Below are 19,862 nucleotides of genomic sequence, written 5' to 3'. Positions count from 1 at the left end.
TCAGCCCCCCAACAGACCCGTCACCTGCCCGACCACCGGCATGCTCCCGATCGACTGCGCCTCCGCCACCGGACCCGTCAACGCCCGCGAGGCCAACGGTTGAAAGTCCGCGAGCTGGGTCGCAACCCCATTGTCGAGCGGGTCAACTCCCGTACCCGCCAGCGGATTCGGCTTGAGACCGGCAACAGGACCAGTCACATAGCCGACCGTGCCGGTCAAAGCGCCGAGCCCCGCCGCGGGATCGACCTTGCCGAGCGTGGTCGGCCGCGTCCGCATCACGTCGACGACCGGCGCGGTGTCCGCGGCGGCCGTCGCCGCGCCCGCGCCCAGGGCGACTCCGGCGGTCGCGAGGGCGACCAGGGCGCGCTGGGCGGTCGGATGCTGGGGGGACGTGTGTCGTGCCATTGCTGGTGCCACCTTCTGGTGCGCAGGGTAATCAGGTCAGCACGAAGGGTAGTTGACGTGTGATGCGCGTTCCAATGCCGACCCGCGGGGTCGGCAGGACGTACGGAATACGTCAAACTGGTGTCCCGTGAGCATCCTTTCGCCGTCACCGGCCCGTGTCGTGCTGCTGTGCGGTCCCTCGGGTTCCGGCAAGTCCCTCGTCTCCGCCCGGTCCGGTCTGCCCGTGCTGCGGCTCGACGACTTCTACAAAGAGGGCGACGACCCGACGCTGCCACTGGTGGCGGGGAGTTCGGACATCGACTGGGACCACCCCGAGTCCTGGGACGCGGAGGTCGCGGTCACCGCGATCGTCGAACTGTGCCGCACGGGCCGTACGGACGTGCCGGTCTACGACATCTCGCTCAGCGCCCGTACGGGCACGGAGGCGGTCGACGTGGGCCGGACCCCGCTGTTCATAGCGGAGGGCATCTTCGCCGCCGAGGTCATCACCCGCTGCCAGGAGCTCGGTGTCCTCGCGGACGCGCTGTGCCTGAGCCGGGGTCCGGTGCGGACGTTCCGGCGCCGTTTCCTGCGGGATCTCCGGGAGGGCCGTAAGTCCGTGCCGTTCCTGTTGCGGCGCGGCTGGCGGCTGATGCGGCTGGAGCGCTCGATCGTGGCCCGGCAGACGACCCTCGGCGCGTACGCCTGCGACAAGGACGAGGCGCTGGGCCGGCTGGCCGCGGCGGCGGTGGGCAGGCGCCCGGCGGCGACTCCCGCACCCACGCCCACCACCTGACGGCAGGCACGAAAAAGCGGGACTGGACGGACCCCCCGGCCCTCCAGTCCCGCTCTCCCGTTCCCCCGTGGTGCTTCCCCCGTGCTGTTCCCCCCATGGTCCCTCTGACCCCGTCGGCACCCCCCGGTACCGATCCCCCGCGGTCCCCCCGGACCATCCCCCGTGTTACCTACTTTCCCCCCGAACCCTCAGGCGACCAGCTCCCCGAAGGCGTCCTCCTCGTCACGGCCGAAGCTGAGGACCTCGTCCTCGCGCATACGGCGGAGCGACCGCCAGATGCTGGACTTCACCGTGCCGACACTGATGTCGAGGATCTCCGCGATCTCCGGGTCCGTGCGGCCCTCGTAGTAACGGAGGACCAGCATGGTGCGCTGGAGTTCGGGCAGCCGGGACAGCGCCTGCCACAGGACCGCGCGCAGTTCGGTGCCGCGCATCGCGTCCGTGTCGCCGGGCGTCTCCGGCAGTTCCTCGGTCGGGTACTCGTTCAGCTTGCGGCGGCGCCACGCGCTGATGTGCAGGTTCGTCATGGTGCGGCGGAGGTAGCCCCCGACCGCCGCCTTGTCGCTGATCCGGTCCCACGCCTTGTACGTCGAGAACAGCGCGCTCTGCAGCAGGTCCTCGGCCTCGAAGCGGTCGCCGGTCAGGTGGTACGCGGTGGCGTACAGGGAGGCGCGGCGCTCCTGGACGTAGGCGGTGAACTCCGCCTCCGACAGCGAGCGACGCTCCCCCGTGTCCTCCCTGTACGCGCTTCCCCCGTGCGCTTCCCCCGTGTGTGCGTCAACCACCGTCATGTAACCGGTGTGCTGACGCCCGGCACCGCGAACGCACCCCCGCCCGCTCACGGCACCGGACTTCTCTGAACCCCGGGTCACGTCGTGCAGACGCGTGATGACTGCGTTGTTGCTGGTGCTGTGCAGCGTGTTCATCTCGCGCCCCCCGTAGTGGACTTGCCCGGTGTTCGGATCTTCCGGCTCGGTTCCTCGTGGTTCCTTGCCCGTGCCGAAAATCCTGCCGGGGTCACTTCATGGACGTGTCCGCCGACTGTCACAGACCTGTCACAGGGGTGGGTCTCTGCGGCTGCCCTCAGAAAACGGACAGTCCGGTCACAGAATGGGGCGCTACGGGGACGTCCGCGGACCCGCTGCGGGGACGTACCCGTACAGGTGTCGAAACCCCACCCCCACATGGGCCAGAATGAGCCCCGTGCCTTCCCTGTTGCTGATCGAGGACGACGACGCCATCCGGACGGCCCTGGAGCTCTCGCTGACGCGCCAGGGACACCGGGTAGCCACCGCTGCCAGCGGCGAGGACGGTCTGAAGCTGTTGCGTGAGCAGCGGCCGGACCTGATCGTGCTGGATGTGATGCTGCCCGGCATCGACGGTTTCGAGGTGTGCCGTCGTATCCGGCGCACGGACCAGCTGCCGATCATTCTGCTCACCGCGCGCAGCGACGACATCGACATCGTCGTCGGACTGGAGTCCGGCGCCGACGACTACGTGGTCAAACCCGTGCAGGGGCGCGTGCTGGACGCCCGTATCCGGGCCGTGCTGCGGCGCGGGGAGCGGGAGGCCAACGACGCGGCCTCGTTCGGTTCGCTGGTCATCGACCGGGCCGCGATGACCGTCACGAAGAACGGCGAGGACCTCCAACTCACGCCCACCGAGCTGCGGTTGCTGCTCGAACTGAGCCGGCGGCCCGGACAGGCCCTGTCCCGGCAGCAGTTGCTGCGCCTGGTGTGGGAGCACGACTATCTCGGTGACTCGCGGCTGGTGGACGCCTGTGTCCAGCGGCTGCGTGCCAAGGTCGAGGACATCCCGTCGTCCCCGACGCTCATCCGTACCGTGCGCGGCGTCGGCTACCGCCTGGACTCGCCTCAGTGACCGACGCACCAGGGGGGATCCGCGGCTGGCGCCCGGGCCGTAAGGGAGTCCTGTGGCGGCTGCGGTTCACCAGCCTGCGGCTGCGGCTGGTGGTCGTGTTCGGGCTGGTCGCGCTGACGGCCGCCGTCTCCGCGTCCGGCATCGCCTACTGGCTCAACCGGGAGGCCGTCCTCACCCGCGCCCAGGACGCCGTCCTGCGCGACTTCCGCCAGGAGATGCAGAACCGCGCCGGCGCCCTGCCCGTGCACCCCACGCAGGACGAACTGATGCGCACGGCGGGCCAGATGGCCAACAGCAGCCAGCGCTTCAGCGTCCTGCTGGTCGCCGAGGACACGGACGCCAAGACGGTCTACGGCAACTCGGGCGGCCTGAACGGCTTTTCGCTGGAGGACGTGCCCAAGTCCCTGCGTACGGCGGTGAACAAGCAGCAGTCGGTGTCCGCGGGCGGCAACAAGGAGCCGTACCACCTGTACTGGCAGCGGGTCACCGAGCACGGCACGCCGTATCTGGTGGCCGGTACGCGGATGATCGGCGGCGGTCCGACCGGCTACATGCTCAAGTCTCTTGAGCCGGAGGCGAAGGACCTCAACTCCCTTGCCTGGTCGCTGGGTATCGCCACCGGGCTCGCGCTGATCGGTTCCGCGCTGCTCGCGCAGGCCGCCGCGACGACCGTCCTCAAGCCCGTGCACCGGCTCGGCATCGCCGCGCGCCGACTGGGCGAGGGCAAGCTGGACACCCGGCTCAGGGTCTCCGGTACCGATGAACTCGCCGAGCTGGCAAGGACGTTCAACCAGACCGCCGAGGCGCTGGAGAAGCGGGTCGCCGACATGGCCGCCCGGGACGACGCCTCGCGCCGGTTCGTCGCCGACATGTCGCACGAGCTGCGGACTCCGCTCACCGCCATCACCGCCGTGGTGGAGGTGCTGGAGGAGGAACTCGACGCCGAGACCGGCAGCGTGGACCCGATGATCGAGCCCGCCGTACGGCTCGTCGTCAGCGAGACCAAGCGGCTCGGTGACCTCGTGGAGAACCTGATGGAGGTCACCCGCTTCGACGCGGGCACCGCCCGGCTGGTGTTGGACGACGTCGACCTCGCCGACCAGATCACCGCGTGCATCGACGCCCGCGCCTGGCTGGACGCCGTGGACCTGGACGCCGAGCGCGGCATCCACTCCGTGCTCGACCCGCGCCGCCTGGACGTCATCCTCGCCAACCTCATCGGCAACGCCCTCAAGCACGGCGGCTCACCGGTGCGGGTGTCGGTCCGGCTGGAGGACGACGACCTCGTCATCGCGGTCCGCGACCACGGCCCCGGCATCCCCGAGGACGTCCTGCCGCACGTCTTCGACCGCTTCTACAAGGCGAGCGCCTCCCGGCCCCGCTCCGAGGGCAGCGGCCTCGGCCTCTCCATCGCCCTGGAGAACGCCCACATCCACGGCGGCGAGATCACCGCCGCCAACTCCCCCGAGGGCGGCGCGGTGTTCACCCTGCGGCTGCCACGAGACGCCTCCGCGCTCACGGAGGAGCCCGGCGCCGAGAACGGCGAGAAGGCCGAGGGCGCAGGCCCCGAGGAGACCGCGTGATGACCGCAGGACGCCGCTACGCCGTCCCCCTGGCCCTTCCGCTCCTCGGCCTGCTGCTCACCGGGTGCGGGATCCGGGCCACCGAGGTGCCGACCGACTTCGGGGCCGCGCCGTCCCGGGTGCCCTGCACGCTCACCGACCCGGACACCTCGCCGCAGGCCGCGCGCGGGGTGCCCGTGCAGGTGTTCCTGCTGTGCGGGTCGTCGCTGGTGACCGTCGACCGGGCCGTACAGGTGCCGGACGGCACGGCGGACGTGCAGCGGCGCGTGATCGTCGCGCAGGGGCTGCTGGACCAGCTCGCCCAGTCGCCGTCCTCGGGTGAGAAGGACGCCGGCTACACGACCGACGTGCGCGGCGGTATGACGGTCGGCGGGCCGCGCGCCAGGGACCCCAAGGACGCGCTGCGGCTGAGCAATTCGCCGGCCGACCTCACGTCGTACGCGCTCGCCCAGATCGTCTGTACGTTCTCCGACTCGGCCGCGGCCGAGGGCGACGGCTCCGTGATCCTGGGCGGCCCGGGCGAGGCGCCCCTGCGCCGCTACGAGTGCACGGACGACGTCCGTTCCGACCCCGGCACCAAGGCACCGCCGTCCAGCGAGGTGACGGGCGGCTGAAGCCGCGGGCGCTTCGGGGGTGAACGGGGCGCGAAAAGGGGCGTGTGGCGCAGGCCTCACCCTGGTGCCCGGCATCCACCCGGAACCGATCGTGCCGCAGAGGGCGTCTTGTGGGACGTGCAGCGTCAAGGCTCCATCGGCGGCAGCGCCGCGATTCGCATCCGTGTGACAGGAGGTGTCCTCCTCGTCGCACATCTCGTGTTCGTCGCCTGGGTCACGCTGCGTCCCCGGGACGTCCCCTGGGTGATGCCCCCGAATCTGCACCCACTGGCCAGTATCCGGGCCGATCTGACCCTGGGCTGGCCGGAGGCCGCGAAGCGGATCGGCGAGGGCCTCGCCCTGCTGGCCCCGCTGGGCGTCCTGCTCCCGATGGTCAGCGGCCGGCTCCATGTCTCCCCGCTCGCGTCCTTCATCCGTACGGTCGCGGCGGGCGCCCTGATCTCCCTGGGCATCGAACTGCTGCAGACCGGGGTGCCCGGCCAGGTCGTCGACATCGACTCACTGCTGATGAACACGGTGGGCGTCGCCCTCGCGCACGCGGCCTTCGTCCCCGCCGCCCGCGCCTGGCTCCGCCGCAGGACTGAGAGCCCCCTCCCCCTGACCGTCCTCCAGGAGGAAGCGACTCAGGGACGAACCCCGACGATTCCCAGGGTCGGCATCGCACCGTAGAGCGACGCCGGGCCGGCTCCCGGTCCGTAGCGTTGACGTCAGATGAGGCAGCCGCAGGGGAGGCCTCGGAGAGACGCTCACGAAGGAGCCACCATGGCCGCCATTGCCCGCCCCACCCAAGGCCGCATGATCGGCGGAGTGTGCGCAGCGCTGGCCCGGCGCTTCGGGACCTCCGCGACCACGATGCGGGTGATCTTCCTGCTCTCGTGTCTGCTGCCCGGCCCGCAGTTCCTGCTCTACATCGCGCTGTGGATCCTGTTCCCGTCCGAGGACAAGGTGCGCACCGAGGCCTGGTAGGGACCGGAGCCCGGTGAGGCCCTCGCGCAGGTACGCCGATGGGGCGCACCCCTCGTCCGGGGGCGCGCCCCATCGGCGCGTTCGGGGTGGGCTCAGCCCAGCGGGATGCTCAGCCCAGCGGGATGCCGTTCAGCGGCAGGCCGTGCGTGGGCAGGCCCGTCTGCGACAGCGGCAGGCCGCCCAGCAGCCCGGCGACGGGCGCGGTCGGACCGTCGGACAGCACCTTCTCGGCGGCCGGCTGCACGGCGGACAGGCCACCCGCGAGCGCGGGCTGCGCCGAGCTCAGCGCCTGGCCGGCACCCGGCAGCGCCTTGGCGACGTTCTCCGCGGGCAGCGTGTGGGTCACGGAGCCCAGCGCCTGCGTGGCGTCCGGCACCGCCGGAGCCGCGCTCGCGGCACCCGCGCCTACGGCAGCGAAGGCAGCACCGAGGGCGGCGACACCGAGGGTCTTGGCAGCAGACTGCTTCATGGTGAATGCGTCCTTGAATGGATGACGGGGATGTGAGCGGTCCAAGACCGTAAACACGCGAAGGCGCCCGCCGCAAACATCGAAATGCGGACGGATTGTGAACGTCCGCCCGCATCTCTCGTGCCCCATTCCCCCTCGTTCAGCCCTCTTCCGGTACAGAACCGCTGGTGGAAGCCGTCTGCCGGAACAGCCATTCGGATTTCAGCTCGGCATATCCGGGCTTGATCACGTCATTGATCATGGCGAGTCGTTCATCGAAAGGAATGAATGCTGACTTCATAGCATTGACGGAGAACCACTGCATGTCGTCGAGCGAATAACCGAACGCCTCGACAAGGTGCTCGAATTCCAGCGACATGCTGGTGTGCGACATGAGGCGGTTGTCGGTGTTGACCGTCGCCCGGAAGTGCAGCCGGCGCAGCAGCCCGATCGGGTGCTCGGCATAGGAGTCGGCGGCACCGGTCTGGAGGTTGGAACTGGGGCACAGCTCCAGCGGGATGCGCTTGTCGCGGACGTACGACGCGAGCCGCCCGAGCTCGACCGAACCGTCCTCCTTGACCTGGATGTCGTCGATGATGCGCACCCCGTGCCCCAGCCGGTCGGCACCGCACCACTGCAACGCCTGCCAGATCGACGGCAGCCCGAAGGCCTCACCGGCGTGGATCGTGAAGTGGTTGTTCTCGCGCTTCAGATACTCGAAGGCGTCCAGGTGCCGGGTGGGCGGGAACCCGGCCTCCGCACCCGCGATGTCGAATCCGACAACTCCACCGCCGCCCAAGTCGCGGTATCGGTTGGCGAGTTCGGCGATCTCCAGGGAACGGGCCGCGTGCCGCATGGCGGTGAGCAGCGCCCCGACGCGAATGCGCCGCCCACTCTCCCTCGCGAGCAACTCCCCTTGCCGGAAGCCCTCGTTGACGGCCTCGACGACCTCTTCGAGGCTGAGCCCGCCGTCGAGGTGCTGCTCGGGCGCGTACCGCACCTCGGCGTACACCACGCCGTCCTCGGCGAGATCCTCCGCGCACTCGCGCGCGACCCGGATCAGCGCGTCCCGGGTCTGCATCACGGCGACCGTGTGCGCGAAGGTCTCCAAGTACCGTTCCAGCGAACCGGAGTCGGCGGCCTCGGCGAACCACACGCCGAGCTTGTCCGGGTCGGTCTCGGGGAGTCCGGTGTACCCGGCGTCCCGCGCGAGTCCGACGATCGTCCCCGGGCGGAGACCGCCGTCGAGGTGGTCGTGCAGCAGAACCTTCGGCGCCCGGCGGATCTGGTCCGGCGTCGGGGTGTTCGGGGTGCTCTGGCTCGTCATTTCCGCACTCTAACTCCTACGCGCGTAGATCACCCGTTGTACGAATCCGTCGATACGTAACGGTGACCGCGCGGAAGGATGGCGTACACGCCCACTTCTGACACTGTTCTGTCATGGCACAGCAAGCGACGCCGGTTCGGACGGCCCGGCTGGGGAGAGCGCTCGGTCCCGAACCGACCTCGGTGAGCGGCGTGGTGCTGCTGCTCCCCGGCGGCGACGAGGTCTCCGCGCGTAGGCCCTCCCCCATGATGGCGACGGCTTCGGTACGGACGCTGGGGCGCAGGTTGGCCCGCGCGGGCCAGGGCGAGAGCCTCGCCGCGCATGTCGTCCACTACCGCAGCCGCGGCTGGAACGGCAGCGAGGCGTCTCTCGCGCGCGACGCGACCTGGGCGGTGGACGAGGTCGTACGGCGGTACGGGGACGTGCCCGTGTGTCTCACCGGGATCGACATGGGCGGGCGCGCGGCGTTGCGCTCCGCGGGGCACGAGGCGGTCAACTCCGTGGTCGCGCTGGCTCCTTGGCTGCCCGAACAGGACGTCGCCGCACCACCCGAACCGGTGAAGCAACTCGCGGGGCGGCGGGTGTTGATCGTGCACGGCACGAACGACGAACGGACCGATCCGGAACTGTCGTTCCGGCTGGCGGCTCGGGCGAAGAAGGCGAACCGGGACATCTGTCGGTTCGAGGTGCATTCCGATGGGCACGGGTTGCATCAACACCGGCAGGAAGTGCACGCGTTGACCGAGGACTTCGTGATGGGGGCGTTGTTCGGGCGGGCGTTTTCTCGGCCTGTCGAGGATGCGCTTCAGGCTCCGCCGCCGTTGGGATTGAGGATGCCGTTGGCTGCGGGGTTTGGGCGGTCGCTTCGTAGGGGTTGAGGGGTCGTTGCGGGGTGCGGGCCGGTGGGGGCTGGTCGCGCAGTTCCCCGCGCCCCTGGGGGGGGTATGCGCCTACGTTGGTAGCAGGTTGCCCTTTCTCGCCAGTAGGAACTGCTTGAAGGCTGCCACCGGCGGAGTGTCGGGGTGACCGTCCAGCCATGCCACGCCGATCTCTCTCACCGCTCTCGGGGCTGTGACCGTCAGTTCCGCAACTCCTGGGCGGGGTACGGCTGGTGGGGGTAGGAGGGCGACGCCCAGGCCGGCCGCCACCAGGCCCCGCAGTGTCTCCGCCTCCTCTCCCTCGAAGGCGATCTTCGGGCGGAAACCGGCCTCCTTGCAGACGTCGTCGGTGATGCGGCGGAGGCCGTAGCCCGGTTCGAGGGTGACGAAGGTTTCGTCGGCGGCTTCGGCGAGGCGGATGCGTTTGCGGGAGGCCAGGCGGTGGTCGGCGGGGACGACGAGGCGGAGTCGCTGGACGTCGAGGCGGTGGGAGACGACGTCGGGGGCGTCGAGGGTGGGGGACGTCAGGAGGCAGAGGTCCAGTTCGCCCGCGCGCAGGCGGTCCAGCATGGCCTCGCCATAGTTCTGGACGAGGCTGAAGCGGACGCGGGGGTGGTCGGCGCGGAAGGCCCGGATGAGGCCGGGGACGGTTTCCGAGCCGAGGGTGTGGAGGAAACCGAAGGCGACTTTGCCGGTGGCGGGGTCGGCGTCGGCGCGGACCTCGTCGGCGGCCTTCTCGATCTCGGCGAGGGCGCGTTCGACGGAGGTGAGGAAGGTGCGGCCGGCGGGGGTCAACGACACCGTGCGGCCTCTGCGGGCGAACAGGTCGACGCCCAGGTCCTGTTCGAGGCGGACCATCGCGCGCGACAGGGTGGACTGCGGGACCTGCATCTCCTGCGCGGCCCGGGTGACGTGCTCGGTGCGGGCGACGCCGGCGAAGTAGGCGAGGCGGGGCGCCAGTAGCGCGACGATGTCTTCTGTGTCACCGGACGGTGACAGATGAGCCTGTGAGCTGTACTGATGCGCCATGGGAACGATTATGGCGTTTCCGTGCATTGGACGGATGAGCGGGGACGTACGTAGCTTCGAGGCATGGCTCCCGTCGATACCGGGGCGTCCACGATCGTGGCCGCCTCCGCCCCCTCGTCCGTTTCCGACTCACGGCTGACGCCGGGCGGTCCCGGTTATCGCCGGATGAGCTTCGCGCTGTTCCTCGCGGGTGTGGCGACGTTCGCGCTGCTCTACTCCACGCAGGCGCTGCTGCCGCTGATCTCCTCCGGTTTCGGGGTGAGCGCGAGCGCGGCGAGCTGGACGGTGGCGGCGGCGACCGGCGGACTCGCGGTGTTCGTGCTGCCGATGAGCGCGCTGTCGGAACGTTTCGGACGTCGTACGGTCATGACGGCGTCGCTGGTGGTCGCGGTGAGCATCGGGGTCCTGGTCCCGTTCGCGCCGTCGCTGGGCGCGCTGGTGGCGTTGCGGTTTCTGCAGGGTGCCGCGCTGGCGGGGCTGCCCGCGTCGGCGACGGCGTATCTGGCGGAGGAGGTCCGGCCGAAGGCGCTGGTCACGGCGATCGGCCTGTTCGTGGCCGGCAACAGCGTCGGTGGGATGAGCGGCCGGGTCGTCACCGGCTGGGTCGCGCAGGAGTGGGGCTGGCGGGTCGCGGTGGCGGTGATCGGCGTGATCGCGGTCGGCTGCGCGGTCGCGTTCCGCCTCCTGCTGCCCGCCCCTCAGCACTTCACGCCGGGTTCGCTGCGCCCGCGCGTCCTGGCCCGCACGGTCCAGGGCCACCTCGCGAACCCGCTGCTGTGCCGGCTGTACGCGATCGGCGCCCTGTTCATGACGGTCTTCGGCGGCGTCTACACGGTGATCGGCTACCGCCTCACCGAGGCCCCCTTCTCCCTCCCCCAGGGCATCATCGGCTCGATCTTTCTGGTGTATCTGGTGGGCACGGTGTCCGCGTCCACGGCCGGGCGGCTGGTGGGCCGGCTGGGGCGGCGCGGGGCCCTGTACCTGGCGGGCGGTACGACGGCGGCGGGACTTCTGGTCTCCCTCGCCGACTCCCTCCCCCTGGTCCTGCTGGGCCTGGTGCTCATCACGGCCGGCTTCTTCGCGGGACACGCGGTCGCGTCCTCGGCGGTCAGCAAGACGGCGACGACGGGGCGCGCGCAGGCGTCGGCGCTCTACCAGTCCGCGTACTACATCGGGTCCAGCACCGGCAGTACGGTCGGCGCGATGGCGTTCCACGCGGGGGGCTGGGCGGGGACGGTCGGGGTGGGGGTGCTGGCGGTGATCGGCGTTGTGACGATCACTGTGTTCGGGTCTCGGGCGGCGAGGATGCCTGCGGCGGCTTGAGGGGGGTGGGGCTGTCGTGCCGGGGGCTTTCCAGCACGGGGCACCCACACCAACACCCCCCAGCCTGACCTGCGCGTTCACTCACTCCTCGCGCCATTGTCAGTGGGCTGCGCTACGTTGCGGGGTAAGGGAAGAACGGCCACAGGGGTGGGTGGGCGAGACCATGACGGACAGCGCTGTGACTACGACGGACCTCGACATCAGGCTGGAGAAACACCGCGTCGAGCTGACCGGGTACTGCTACCGGATGCTCGGCTCCTCCTTCGAGGCCGAGGACGCGGTGCAGGACACGATGGTCCGCGCCTGGCGGAACTACGAGAAGTTCGAGGGCCGGTCCAGCCTCCGTTCGTGGCTGTACCGGATCGCGACGAACGTCTGCCTGGACATGCTGTCCGCGGGCAACAAGCGGGCGCGGCCCGTCGACCTCAGCGACTCCACCCCCCTCGCGCAGGCCGCGCTGTCCCCCCGCCCGGACAACACCTGGCTGGAGCCGATGCCGGACGCGCGCGTGCTGCCGAGCGTCACCGACCCGGCGGAGGCGGCGGTCGCCAAGGAGTCCGTACGGCTCGCGTTCATGGCCGCGTTGCAGCAACTGCCGCCCAAACAGCGGGCGGTGCTGATCCTGCGCGAGGTGCTGGCCTGGCGGGCGAACGAGGTCGCCGAGCTGCTCGGCACCTCGGTCGCGTCGGTCAACAGCGCGTTGCAGCGGGCCCGGGCGACCCTCGCCGAGCGGGACGAGAAGGCGGCCGACGCGGCCGTCTCCGACCCGCTGGACGAGGAGCAGAAGAAGCTTCTGGAGCGGTACGTCGCGGCCTTCGAGGGCTACGACATGGCCGCCCTGACGGCGCTGCTGCACGAGGACGCCATCATGACGATGCCGCCGTTCGACCTGTGGCTCACCGGCCACGACGACATCACGGGCTTCATGACGACGATCGGCGCCGCCTGCGAGGGCTCCCGCCTGATCCCGGTGCAGGTGAACGGCCTGCCGGGCTTCGCCCAGTACAAGCCGGACCCGGAGGCGGGCGGTTTCAGTCCCTGGTCGGTCCAGGTCCTGGAGATCTCAGACGGCAGGCTCACCGGGTTCCACTTCTTCCTGGACACCAAGCGCTGGTTCCCGCTGTTCGACCTGCCCCTCCATCTCGAAGCGGAGCCCGACCAGGTCGAGGAGGGCGCGTAGTCCGGGGCTGGGCCCACGCAGCCTGATCCGGCCACCGGCCCGCCGGGCGGCCAGTTCGAGGCGGGCCAGGAGGTCGACGGTACCGAGCCCCGGCGGCCCGGGCCCCACGGTCTCGATCCCGACGAGAACGACCCCGGCACCGGTCGTCTCCAGCAGCCGCCGTACCTCCTCGCACAGTCGCACCACCTCGTCACGGGTGACGGGGCGGTTCGGCACGAGTACAGCGGGTGTCTTGGCGTCCACGATCGGTAGACCGGGTGGGCGGTCGTAACTCATCGGGGGCGACCGCCTAGGTTTGCTGTATGCCCCATGGATCAGCCCCGCCCTGGATACCCGACGCCCTCGACGCCCTCCCGTGTGCTGCGGCAGCCGCCGAGGAGGTGCCGTGCAGGGGGTGTTGACCGGGTTCGCGGTGATCGGTGTGGTCATCGCGGTCGGGTATGTGATCGGGCTGCGGGGTTCCCTCGGCGAGCACGGGCGGGACGTGCTGACCAAGCTGGCGTTCAATGTCGCGTCCCCGGCCCTGCTGTTCACGACCCTCGCGGGGGCGGATCTGTCGGTGGTCTTCTCCAGTGGGCTGCTCGTGACGGTGCTGAGTACGGCGGCGGTGGCGGGGGTGTTCGTGGCGGTCGGGGTCGTACGCGGGTGGGGTGTCGGCCGTACGACGATCGGGGCGCTCTGTTCGAGTTACGTCAACTCCGGCAACCTCGGGATCCCGATCTCGGTGTACGTCCTGGGCAATGCCTCGCTCGTGGCGCCGGTGATGCTGTTCCAGCTCGTCGTGGTGTCCCCGCTCGCGCTCACGGTGCTGGATCTGTCGGGCGAGGGGGCGCGACGGGCGCTGTGGGTGCGGGTGTTGACGCCGTTGCGCAATCCGGTCGCGCTCGGGTCTCTCGCGGGGGTCGCGGTGGCGGGCGCGGGAGTGCACGTGCCGGGCCCGGTGATGAACCCGCTCACCCTGATCGGGAACATGGCCGTACCGGCGGTGCTGATCGGGTTCGGGATCTCGTTGCGGGGTAGTTCGGTGCCGGCGCGGGGGGTTGAGCGGGGGCCGGTGTTGTTGTCGGTCGCGCTGAAGTCGGTGGGGCAGCCGGTGGTCGCGTGGGTGCTGGCGATGGGGGTGTTCGGGATTCGTGGGGCGGGGTTGCTCGACGTGGTGGTGACCTCGGCGCTTCCCGGTGCGCAGAATCTGTACACGTACGCGAGTCGCTACCGCGTGGGTGAGGGGTTGGCCCGGGACTCGATCCTGCTGTCCACGGTGCTGTCGGTGCCTGTGCTTGTGGTCATCGCGGCACTGCTTGGGTAGGTGCGGTTGTTGTTCGGCCGCGGGTGCGCTGTGGCTGGGCGCGCAGTTCCCCGCGCCCCTAGAAGACGCAGGTGGCCGGGATCCTGGAGCTCGGCCGCCACCCCGAAAAGCCTTAAGGGGGCCGGAACCCTCAAGTCCCGGCCCCCTTGAGCCCCCTCCCCCACAACCACCGATCAGGAAATCCGCTCCAGCACCACCGGCGAAGCCGTGAACGGCGATCCCGTGGCGCCGATGTCGTACGACCCCTCGACCGCCTCCAGGGCATAGTCGAAGCGTTCCGGTGTGTCCGTGTGCAGGGTCAGCAGGGGCTGGCCCGCTGTCACCGCGTCGCCCGGCTTGGCGTGCATCTCCACTCCCGCGCCCGCCTGCACCGGGTCCTCCTTGCGCGCACGCCCCGCGCCGAGACGCCAGGCCGCGATGCCGATGTCGTAGGCGTCGAGGCGGGTGAGAACGCCGGAGGCCGAGGCCGTGACGACATGCTGCTCGCGGGCCACCGGCAGCTCCGCGTCCGGGTCGCCGCCCTGCGCCGCGATCATCCGGCGCCAGACGTCCATCGCGGAACCGTCCGCCAGGGCCTTCGCCGGGTCGGCGTCCTTGATGCCGGCCGCGTCGAGCATCTCGCGGGCCAGCGCGATCGTCAGCTCGACGACGTCCGAGGGGCCGCCGCCTGCCAGGACCTCCACCGATTCGCGGACCTCCAGGGCGTTGCCCGCCGTCAGGCCCAGGGGGGTCGACATGTCCGTCAGGAGGGCGACCGTCTTCACGCCGTGGTCGGTGCCCAGGCCCACCATCGTGGACGCCAACTCCCGCGCGTCCTCAATGGTCTTCATGAACGCGCCCGTGCCGACCTTCACGTCCAGGACCAGCGAGCCCGTGCCCTCGGCGATCTTCTTCGACATGATGGACGAGGCGATCAGGGGGATCGCCTCCACCGTGCCGGTGACGTCACGGAGGGCGTAGAGCTTCTTGTCGGCGGGAGCCAGGCCGTCGCCCGCCGCGCAGATGACCGCGCCGGTGCCCTCCAGGACCGACAGCATCTCCTCGTTGGAGAGCAGGGCGCGCCAGCCGGGGATCGACTCCAGCTTGTCCAGGGTGCCGCCGGTGTGGCCGAGGCCGCGGCCGGAGAGCTGCGGGACGGCCGCGCCGCACGCGGCGACCAGCGGAGCCAGGGGGAGGGTGATCTTGTCGCCCACGCCACCCGTCGAGTGCTTGTCGGCGGTCGGGCGGGAGAGGGACGAGAAGTCCATGCGCTCGCCGGAGGCGATCATCGCGGCGGTCCAGGTGGCGATCTCCCGGCGGTTCATGCCGTTGAGGAGGATCGCCATGTTGAGGGCGGCCATCTGGTAGTCGGCCACCTCCCCGCGGGTGTACGCGTCGATGACCCAGTCGATCTGCTCGTCGCTCAGTTCACCGCGGTCCCGCTTGGTGCGGATGACGGAGATGGCGTCCATCGAGACTTGCGCCATGGCTTGGCTTTCCTTCCGAACGTTCAGAAAATGTGCGGCCCCGCCGAGGGGAATGGACCAACTCGGCGGGGCCGTACGGGAGTTACCTGGTGAGATGGTCCGGCCCGAAGGCCTGCGGGAGCATCTCGGAGAGCGCGAGGATCCCCGCCGGCGTGTCCAGAAGCAGACCCGGGCCCCCGAACTCGTACAGCAGTTGGCGACAGCGGCCGCACGGGACGAGGGTGTCGCCCTTGCCGTCGACGCACGTGAAGTGCGTCAGCCGGCCGCCGCCGGTGCGCTGGAGGTCGGACACGAGCCCGCACTCCGCGCACAGGCCGAGGCCGTACGACGCGTTCTCGACATTGCAGCCGGAGACCGTGCGGCCGTCGTCGACGCGGGCGGCGACCCCCACGGGATAGCCCGAGTACGGCGCGTACGCGTGGGACATCGCCTCCCGCGCCTCCGCGCGCAGCTCGTCCCAGTCGACGGCCAACTCGGCGGCGGGCGTGGTCACTTGCCCTGTCCCTTCCGGTACGGCAGGCCGTCCGCCTTCGGCATCCGCAGATGCTGCGCGGACAGCGAGAGCACCAGCAGGGTGACGATGTACGGGCTGGCGCCGACCAGTTGGGTCGGGACGGAGTCGGTGGTGGCGTACCAGACGAACATCAGGGCCGCGACGGCGGCGGTGATGCCGGCCGGGACGTACCGCTTCTTCCAGACCATGTACGCGCAGCCCGCGACCAGCAGGAAGCCGATCAGCAGGATCAGCGCGTGCACGTTGGTGGAGCCGCCGCGCAGGTTGAGGCTGTCGGTGTAGCCGAACAGGCCCGCGCCGAGGGCGAGTCCGCCCGGCATCCAGTTGCCGAAGATCATCGAGGCGAGGCCGATGTAGCCACGCCCGCCGGTCTGGCCGTCGAGGTAGACGTTGGACGCGACGATCGACAGGAAGGCGCCGCCGAGGCCGGCGAAGCCGCCGGAGATGATCACGGCGATGTACTTGTACTTGTAGACGTTGACGCCGAGGGACTCGGCGGCCACCGGGTTCTCACCGCAGGAGCGCAGGCGGAGGCCGAAGGCGGTGCGCCACAGGACCCACCAGGTGGCCGGTACGAGGGCGACCGCGATGACGGTGAGCGGGGAGAGGTCGGTGATCAGACCGCCGATCAGGCCCGCGAGGTCCGAGATCAGGAACCAGTGCTTCTCGTTGAGCGTGTCCAGCCAGCTGGAGAGTCCCGGGATGTCGAAGGTGCCCAGGGAGTCGATCGGCGGGGACTGCTTGGCGGAGCCCTGCTCGGTGTTGGCGAAGGTGAACTTCGACAGATAGCGGGTGGTCCCGAGTGCCAGGATGTTGATGGCCACACCGGAGACGATGTGGTTGACGTTGAACGTCACCGTGGCGATCGCGTGCAGCAGCGCGCCGAGGCAGCCGCCGATGATGCCGAAGACGATACCGACCCACGGGCCCCACTGGTAGCCGGCCCAGGCGCCGAACCAGGTGCCGAGGATCATCATGCCTTCGAGGCCGATGTTGACGACGCCCGCGCGCTCGGCCCACAGTCCGCCGAGACCGGCGAGACCGATCGGCACCGCCGCCCTGAGGGCCGTGGACATCTGACCGGTGGAGGTGATGCCGTCCGCGCCGGTGATCAGGCGGACGATCGAGGTGAGGATCAGCGCGCCCGCGATGATCAACAGGAGCACGGGGAGAGAGAATCGGCGTCCGCCCTTGCCGGGCTGCTTCGCCTGCGGCTTGGCGATGGTCGCGGTACTCATCGGGCCGCCACCTCCTTCTTCTCGGAGTTGTTCCGGGCGGCGGCCGCGAGTTCGGCGCCGACGCGGCTCTGCTGGCGGCGCAGGCCCCAGGTGCGGACGACCTCGTACGAGATGACGACCGCGAAGACGATCAGGCCCTGCATGATCGTCGCGATCTCCTTCTGGTACGCGACCGGGGTCGCGTAGTCCAGGGCGGGAGACGCCTTGTCGAGGAAGGCCCACAGGAGGGCGGCCAGCGCGATGCCGCCCGGGTTGTTGCGGCCGAGGAGGGCGATGCCGATGGCGGTGAAGCCCAGGCCCTCGGGGAAGGTGAGGCTGTAGGTGTGGCTGTCGCCGAGCAGCAGCGGCAGACCGGCGAGGCCCGCGACACCGCCGGAGATCAGCATCGCGGTGAGCGTCATGCGCTTGGCGTCGACGCCGGAGGCGGCGGCTGCGGACTCGGACTCGCCGGTGGCGCGCAGGTCGAAGCCGAAGCGGGTGCGGTTGAGGACGAGCCAGTACAGGATGCCGATGATCGCGGCGAGGAAGACCAGGCCGTAGATCTCGCCGACGTCCGAGCCCATGTCGATGCCCGGGATCCAGCCGGACTTCTTCATGATGCCGGTCGTCATGTTGTTGCCGACCTGCACGCCCCAGGTGTTGGTCTGCGTGAGGTAGAGGATCAGGCTGGTGGCGATCGCGTTCAGCATGATCGTGGCGACGACCTCGCTGACCCCTCGGGTGACCTTGAGGAGACCCGCGATCCCGGCCCAGAAGGCGCCGGTGAGGATCGCGACCAGGAGCAGCAGCAGCACCTGGAGGACGGCCGGCAGGCCCACGTGCGCGCCGACGACCGCGGTCATCACGGCGCCGAGCCGGTACTGGCCGTCGACGCCGATGTTGAACAGGTTCATCCGGAAGCCGAGGGCGACCGCCAGGGCGGCGATGTAGTACATCGACGCCTGGTTGATGATCAGCACCTGGACGTCGGAGTACCCGATCTGCTGGAGCATCAGGTTGTACGGCTCGATCGGGTTCTTGCCCGAGGCGAGCAGCACCACCGAGGTCAGCAGGATCGCGGCGACCAGCGCCATGACCGGTCCGGCCACGGCGAGGAGCACACGCTCCTTGTCGAACTTCTTCATCAGGCCTCGTCCTCCGGGGCGGCGGTGTCGTCCGCGTTTCCTACGGTGCTGTCCGCGCCGTTTTCTACGGTGCTCTCCGCGCCGTCCGCTTCTTCCTCGACGTGTTCGAGGTGACCGGACGCGGCGCCGGTCATGGCCGAGCCGAGTTCCTCGGGGGTGACGGTGGCCGGGTCGGCGTCGGCGACCAGCCTGCCGTCGTAGATCACGCGCAGGGTGTCCGACAGGCCGATCAGCTCGTCGAGGTCGGCGGAGATCAGCAGCACGGCCAGGCCCTCGCGGCGGGCCTCGCGGATCTGGTCCCAGATCGCGGCCTGCGCGCCGACGTCCACACCACGGGTGGGGTGGGCGGCGATCAGGAACTTCGGCTTGTGGCTCATCTCGCGGCCGACGATCAGCTTCTGCTGGTTGCCGCCGGAGAGGGAGGCGGCGGTGACGTCGATGCCGGGGGTGCGGACGTCGTACTCCTCGACGATCCGGCGGGTGTCGGCCTGGGCGCCCTTGATGTCGAGCCAAAGGCCCCTACGGCCGAAGGAGTTGGGCTTCTCGGTGACGTGACCGAGGATGCGGTTCTCCCAGAGCGGGGCTTCCAGGAGGAGGCCGTGACGGTGGCGGTCCTCGGGGATGTAGCCGATGCCCTGTTCGCGGCGCCTGCGGGTGGCCCAGGGGGTGATGTCGTCGCCGAGGAAGCCGATGGTGCCGGAGTCGGCGTTCTTCAGGCCGATCAGCGCGTCGATGAGTTCGGTCTGGCCGTTGCCCTCGACGCCGGCGATGCCCATGACCTCACCGGCGTGGATGGTGAAGGTGACGTCGTCCAGGACACGCTTGACGGCGCCGGTGGCGGGGGCGAGGTCACCGAGCAGTCCGCCGGCCGTGGGCTCGGACTCGGCGCCGAGGGAGGCGCCGCCGCTCGCGTAGACGGTGAGGCCCTTCACCTCGATGACGGGCTGGTCGGTGACCGTGGACTCGGCGGTCTCCGGGGTGGGGAGTTCGCTGCCGACCATCATCTCGGCGAGCTGGCGGGGGGTCGTCGCGGAGGGGACGGCCGTGCCGACGGTGGTGCCGCGCCGGATGACGGTGATCTCGTCGGCGACGGACAGCACCTCGCCCAGCTTGTGCGAGATGAAGATGACGGCGAGGCCCTCGGACTTCAGCTCGCGCAGGTTGCTGAAGAGGGCGTCGACCTCCTGCGGCACCAGGACGGCGGTGGGCTCGTCCAGGATCAGGGTGCGGGCGCCGCGGTAGAGGACCTTGAGGATCTCCACGCGCTGGCGCTCGGCGACTCCGAGGTTCTCGACGAGCAGGTCCGGGCGGACGTTCAGGCCGTAGCGGTCGGAGATCTCCTTGATCTTCTTGCGGGCGCCGCCGCCGATGCCGTGCAGCTTCTCGCTGCCCAGGACGACGTTCTCCAGGACGGTGAGGTTGTCGGCGAGCATGAAGTGCTGGTGGACCATGCCGATGCCGCGGGCGATGGCGTCGGCCGGGGAGGAGAAGGTGACCTGCTCGCCGTCGACGGCGATGGTGCCCTCGTCCGGTTTCTGCATGCCGTAGAGGATCTTCATCAGGGTCGACTTGCCGGCGCCGTTCTCGCCGACGAGGGCGTGCACGGTGCCTTTGCGGACACTGAGGTGGATGTCGCTGTTGGCGACGACACCCGGGAAGCGCTTGGTGATCCCCACCAGTTCGACCGCGATCGTCGACCGATCGCCGAGTGGAGGGTTGCTGGACGCGTCGATGGCGAACTCTCCTTGTGGAAAGGGGCCTCTCTACGCGCGTAGCGCCCCTGCTTTAAATAGTGCCCGGACCTG

21 protein-coding genes are annotated in these 19,862 nt (G+C 70.1%); 10 read left to right on the top strand and 11 right to left on the bottom strand.

Annotation, left to right across the window (positions count from 1 at the left end; genetic code table 11):
- Complete coding sequence (locus ACIRRY_RS42110) at positions 1–405, bottom strand: hypothetical protein (protein ID WP_403983968.1); 405 nt, start codon at positions 403–405, stop codon at positions 1–3.
- 127 nt (positions 406–532) lie between these two features.
- Between ACIRRY_RS42110 and ACIRRY_RS42105 the strand changes: the two genes are divergently transcribed.
- Entirely contained in the window at positions 533–1,180 is a 648-nt protein-coding gene (locus ACIRRY_RS42105) for a uridine kinase (protein WP_403983966.1), read from the top strand.
- A 188-nt stretch (positions 1,181–1,368) separates the two neighbouring features.
- Here ACIRRY_RS42105 and ACIRRY_RS42100 read toward each other — a convergent pair whose 3' ends face one another.
- Entirely contained in the window at positions 1,369–2,106 is a 738-nt protein-coding gene (locus ACIRRY_RS42100) for a SigE family RNA polymerase sigma factor (protein WP_393761828.1), read from the bottom strand.
- A 277-nt stretch (positions 2,107–2,383) separates the two neighbouring features.
- Between ACIRRY_RS42100 and afsQ1 the strand changes: the two genes are divergently transcribed.
- The 5 genes from afsQ1 (at position 2,384) to ACIRRY_RS42075 (ending at position 6,224) form a co-directional block, all read left to right on the top strand.
- The gene (gene afsQ1 / locus ACIRRY_RS42095) at positions 2,384–3,061 is read left to right on the top strand and encodes a two-component system response regulator AfsQ1 (protein ID WP_019055771.1); all 678 of its coding nucleotides are present in this window, start codon (positions 2,384–2,386) and stop codon (positions 3,059–3,061) included.
- Positions 3,058–4,644 (top strand): ATP-binding protein, encoded by a 1,587-nt coding sequence (locus ACIRRY_RS42090; RefSeq protein ID WP_403983964.1) that lies wholly within the window; start codon positions 3,058–3,060, stop codon positions 4,642–4,644. The genes afsQ1 and ACIRRY_RS42090 overlap by 4 nt, the downstream gene beginning before the upstream one ends.
- Positions 4,644–5,258, top strand: a complete 615-nt coding sequence (locus ACIRRY_RS42085; protein WP_403983962.1) for a hypothetical protein — start codon at positions 4,644–4,646, stop codon at positions 5,256–5,258. The genes ACIRRY_RS42090 and ACIRRY_RS42085 overlap by 1 nt, the downstream gene beginning before the upstream one ends.
- Positions 5,259–5,375: 117 nt before the next feature.
- On the top strand, positions 5,376–5,927 hold the full coding sequence (locus tag ACIRRY_RS42080) for a VanZ family protein (RefSeq protein WP_403983960.1): 552 nt from the start codon (positions 5,376–5,378) through the stop codon (positions 5,925–5,927).
- Between the two features lie 93 nt (positions 5,928–6,020).
- Complete coding sequence (locus tag ACIRRY_RS42075) at positions 6,021–6,224, top strand: PspC domain-containing protein (protein ID WP_019055767.1); 204 nt, start codon at positions 6,021–6,023, stop codon at positions 6,222–6,224.
- 109 nt (positions 6,225–6,333) lie between these two features.
- Here ACIRRY_RS42075 and ACIRRY_RS42070 read toward each other — a convergent pair whose 3' ends face one another.
- Positions 6,334–6,693 carry an ATP-binding protein gene (locus tag ACIRRY_RS42070; RefSeq protein WP_403983958.1) on the bottom strand — a complete coding sequence of 120 codons (360 nt, stop codon included), beginning with the start codon at positions 6,691–6,693 and terminating at the stop codon, positions 6,334–6,336.
- A gap of 139 nt (positions 6,694–6,832) precedes the next feature.
- Positions 6,833–7,999, bottom strand: a complete 1,167-nt coding sequence (locus ACIRRY_RS42065) for an adenosine deaminase (protein ID WP_403983956.1) — start codon at positions 7,997–7,999, stop codon at positions 6,833–6,835.
- A 113-nt stretch (positions 8,000–8,112) separates the two neighbouring features.
- Between ACIRRY_RS42065 and ACIRRY_RS42060 the strand changes: the two genes are divergently transcribed.
- Positions 8,113–8,877, top strand: a complete 765-nt coding sequence (locus ACIRRY_RS42060) for a dienelactone hydrolase family protein (protein ID WP_403983954.1) — start codon at positions 8,113–8,115, stop codon at positions 8,875–8,877.
- Positions 8,878–8,949: 72 nt separating this feature from the next.
- Here the strand turns inward: ACIRRY_RS42060 and ACIRRY_RS42055 are convergent, their stop codons facing one another.
- Positions 8,950–9,906, bottom strand: coding sequence for a LysR substrate-binding domain-containing protein (locus tag ACIRRY_RS42055; protein ID WP_403983952.1), 957 nt, complete (start codon positions 9,904–9,906; stop codon positions 8,950–8,952).
- A 63-nt stretch (positions 9,907–9,969) separates the two neighbouring features.
- On the opposite strand from ACIRRY_RS42055, the gene ACIRRY_RS42050 reads away from it, so the two are divergent.
- Together ACIRRY_RS42050 and ACIRRY_RS42045 are read left to right on the top strand one after the other, a co-directional pair.
- Complete coding sequence (locus ACIRRY_RS42050; protein WP_403983950.1) at positions 9,970–11,229, top strand: MFS transporter; 1,260 nt, start codon at positions 9,970–9,972, stop codon at positions 11,227–11,229.
- Between the two features lie 163 nt (positions 11,230–11,392).
- Positions 11,393–12,409 (top strand): sigma-70 family RNA polymerase sigma factor, encoded by a 1,017-nt coding sequence (locus ACIRRY_RS42045; protein WP_403983948.1) that lies wholly within the window; start codon positions 11,393–11,395, stop codon positions 12,407–12,409.
- On the opposite strand, the gene ACIRRY_RS42040 is transcribed toward ACIRRY_RS42045, so the two are convergent.
- Positions 12,293–12,685 (bottom strand): STAS domain-containing protein, encoded by a 393-nt coding sequence (locus ACIRRY_RS42040; RefSeq protein ID WP_403983946.1) that lies wholly within the window; start codon positions 12,683–12,685, stop codon positions 12,293–12,295. The two genes, ACIRRY_RS42045 and ACIRRY_RS42040, sit on opposite strands and share 117 nt — an antisense overlap.
- 109 nt (positions 12,686–12,794) lie before the next feature.
- Here ACIRRY_RS42040 and ACIRRY_RS42035 point away from each other — a divergent pair, with 109 nt between their 5' ends.
- Positions 12,795–13,715, top strand: a complete 921-nt coding sequence (locus ACIRRY_RS42035; protein ID WP_403983944.1) for an AEC family transporter — start codon at positions 12,795–12,797, stop codon at positions 13,713–13,715.
- Between the two features lie 173 nt (positions 13,716–13,888).
- Here the strand turns inward: ACIRRY_RS42035 and ACIRRY_RS42030 are convergent, their stop codons facing one another.
- The 5 genes from ACIRRY_RS42030 to ACIRRY_RS42010 all read right to left on the bottom strand — a co-directional run bounded on the left by ACIRRY_RS42030 (position 13,889) and on the right by ACIRRY_RS42010 (position 19,790).
- Positions 13,889–15,181: a thymidine phosphorylase gene (locus ACIRRY_RS42030; protein WP_403983942.1), complete on the bottom strand. Its 1,293-nt coding sequence runs from the start codon at positions 15,179–15,181 to the stop codon at positions 13,889–13,891.
- Between the two features lie 82 nt (positions 15,182–15,263).
- On the bottom strand, positions 15,264–15,674 hold the full coding sequence (locus ACIRRY_RS42025) for a cytidine deaminase (RefSeq protein ID WP_403983940.1): 411 nt from the start codon (positions 15,672–15,674) through the stop codon (positions 15,264–15,266).
- Positions 15,671–16,933, bottom strand: a complete 1,263-nt coding sequence (locus ACIRRY_RS42020) for an ABC transporter permease (protein ID WP_403983938.1) — start codon at positions 16,931–16,933, stop codon at positions 15,671–15,673. The genes ACIRRY_RS42025 and ACIRRY_RS42020 overlap by 4 nt, the downstream gene beginning before the upstream one ends.
- The gene (locus tag ACIRRY_RS42015; RefSeq protein WP_403983936.1) at positions 16,930–18,057 is read right to left on the bottom strand and encodes an ABC transporter permease; all 1,128 of its coding nucleotides are present in this window, start codon (positions 18,055–18,057) and stop codon (positions 16,930–16,932) included. Before ACIRRY_RS42015 ends, ACIRRY_RS42020 begins: the two co-directional genes overlap by 4 nt.
- Positions 18,057–19,790 (bottom strand): ABC transporter ATP-binding protein, encoded by a 1,734-nt coding sequence (locus ACIRRY_RS42010; RefSeq protein WP_403984086.1) that lies wholly within the window; start codon positions 19,788–19,790, stop codon positions 18,057–18,059. Before ACIRRY_RS42010 ends, ACIRRY_RS42015 begins: the two co-directional genes overlap by 1 nt.
- Positions 19,791–19,862 lie beyond the last annotated feature (72 nt).

This window comes from Streptomyces sp. NPDC101776 (assembly GCF_044766845.1).
GTDB lineage: Bacteria > Actinomycetota > Actinomycetes > Streptomycetales > Streptomycetaceae > Streptomyces.
The sequence above is the reverse complement of the archived record's forward strand: the minus strand, read 5'-3'. Positions and strand labels throughout refer to the sequence as shown.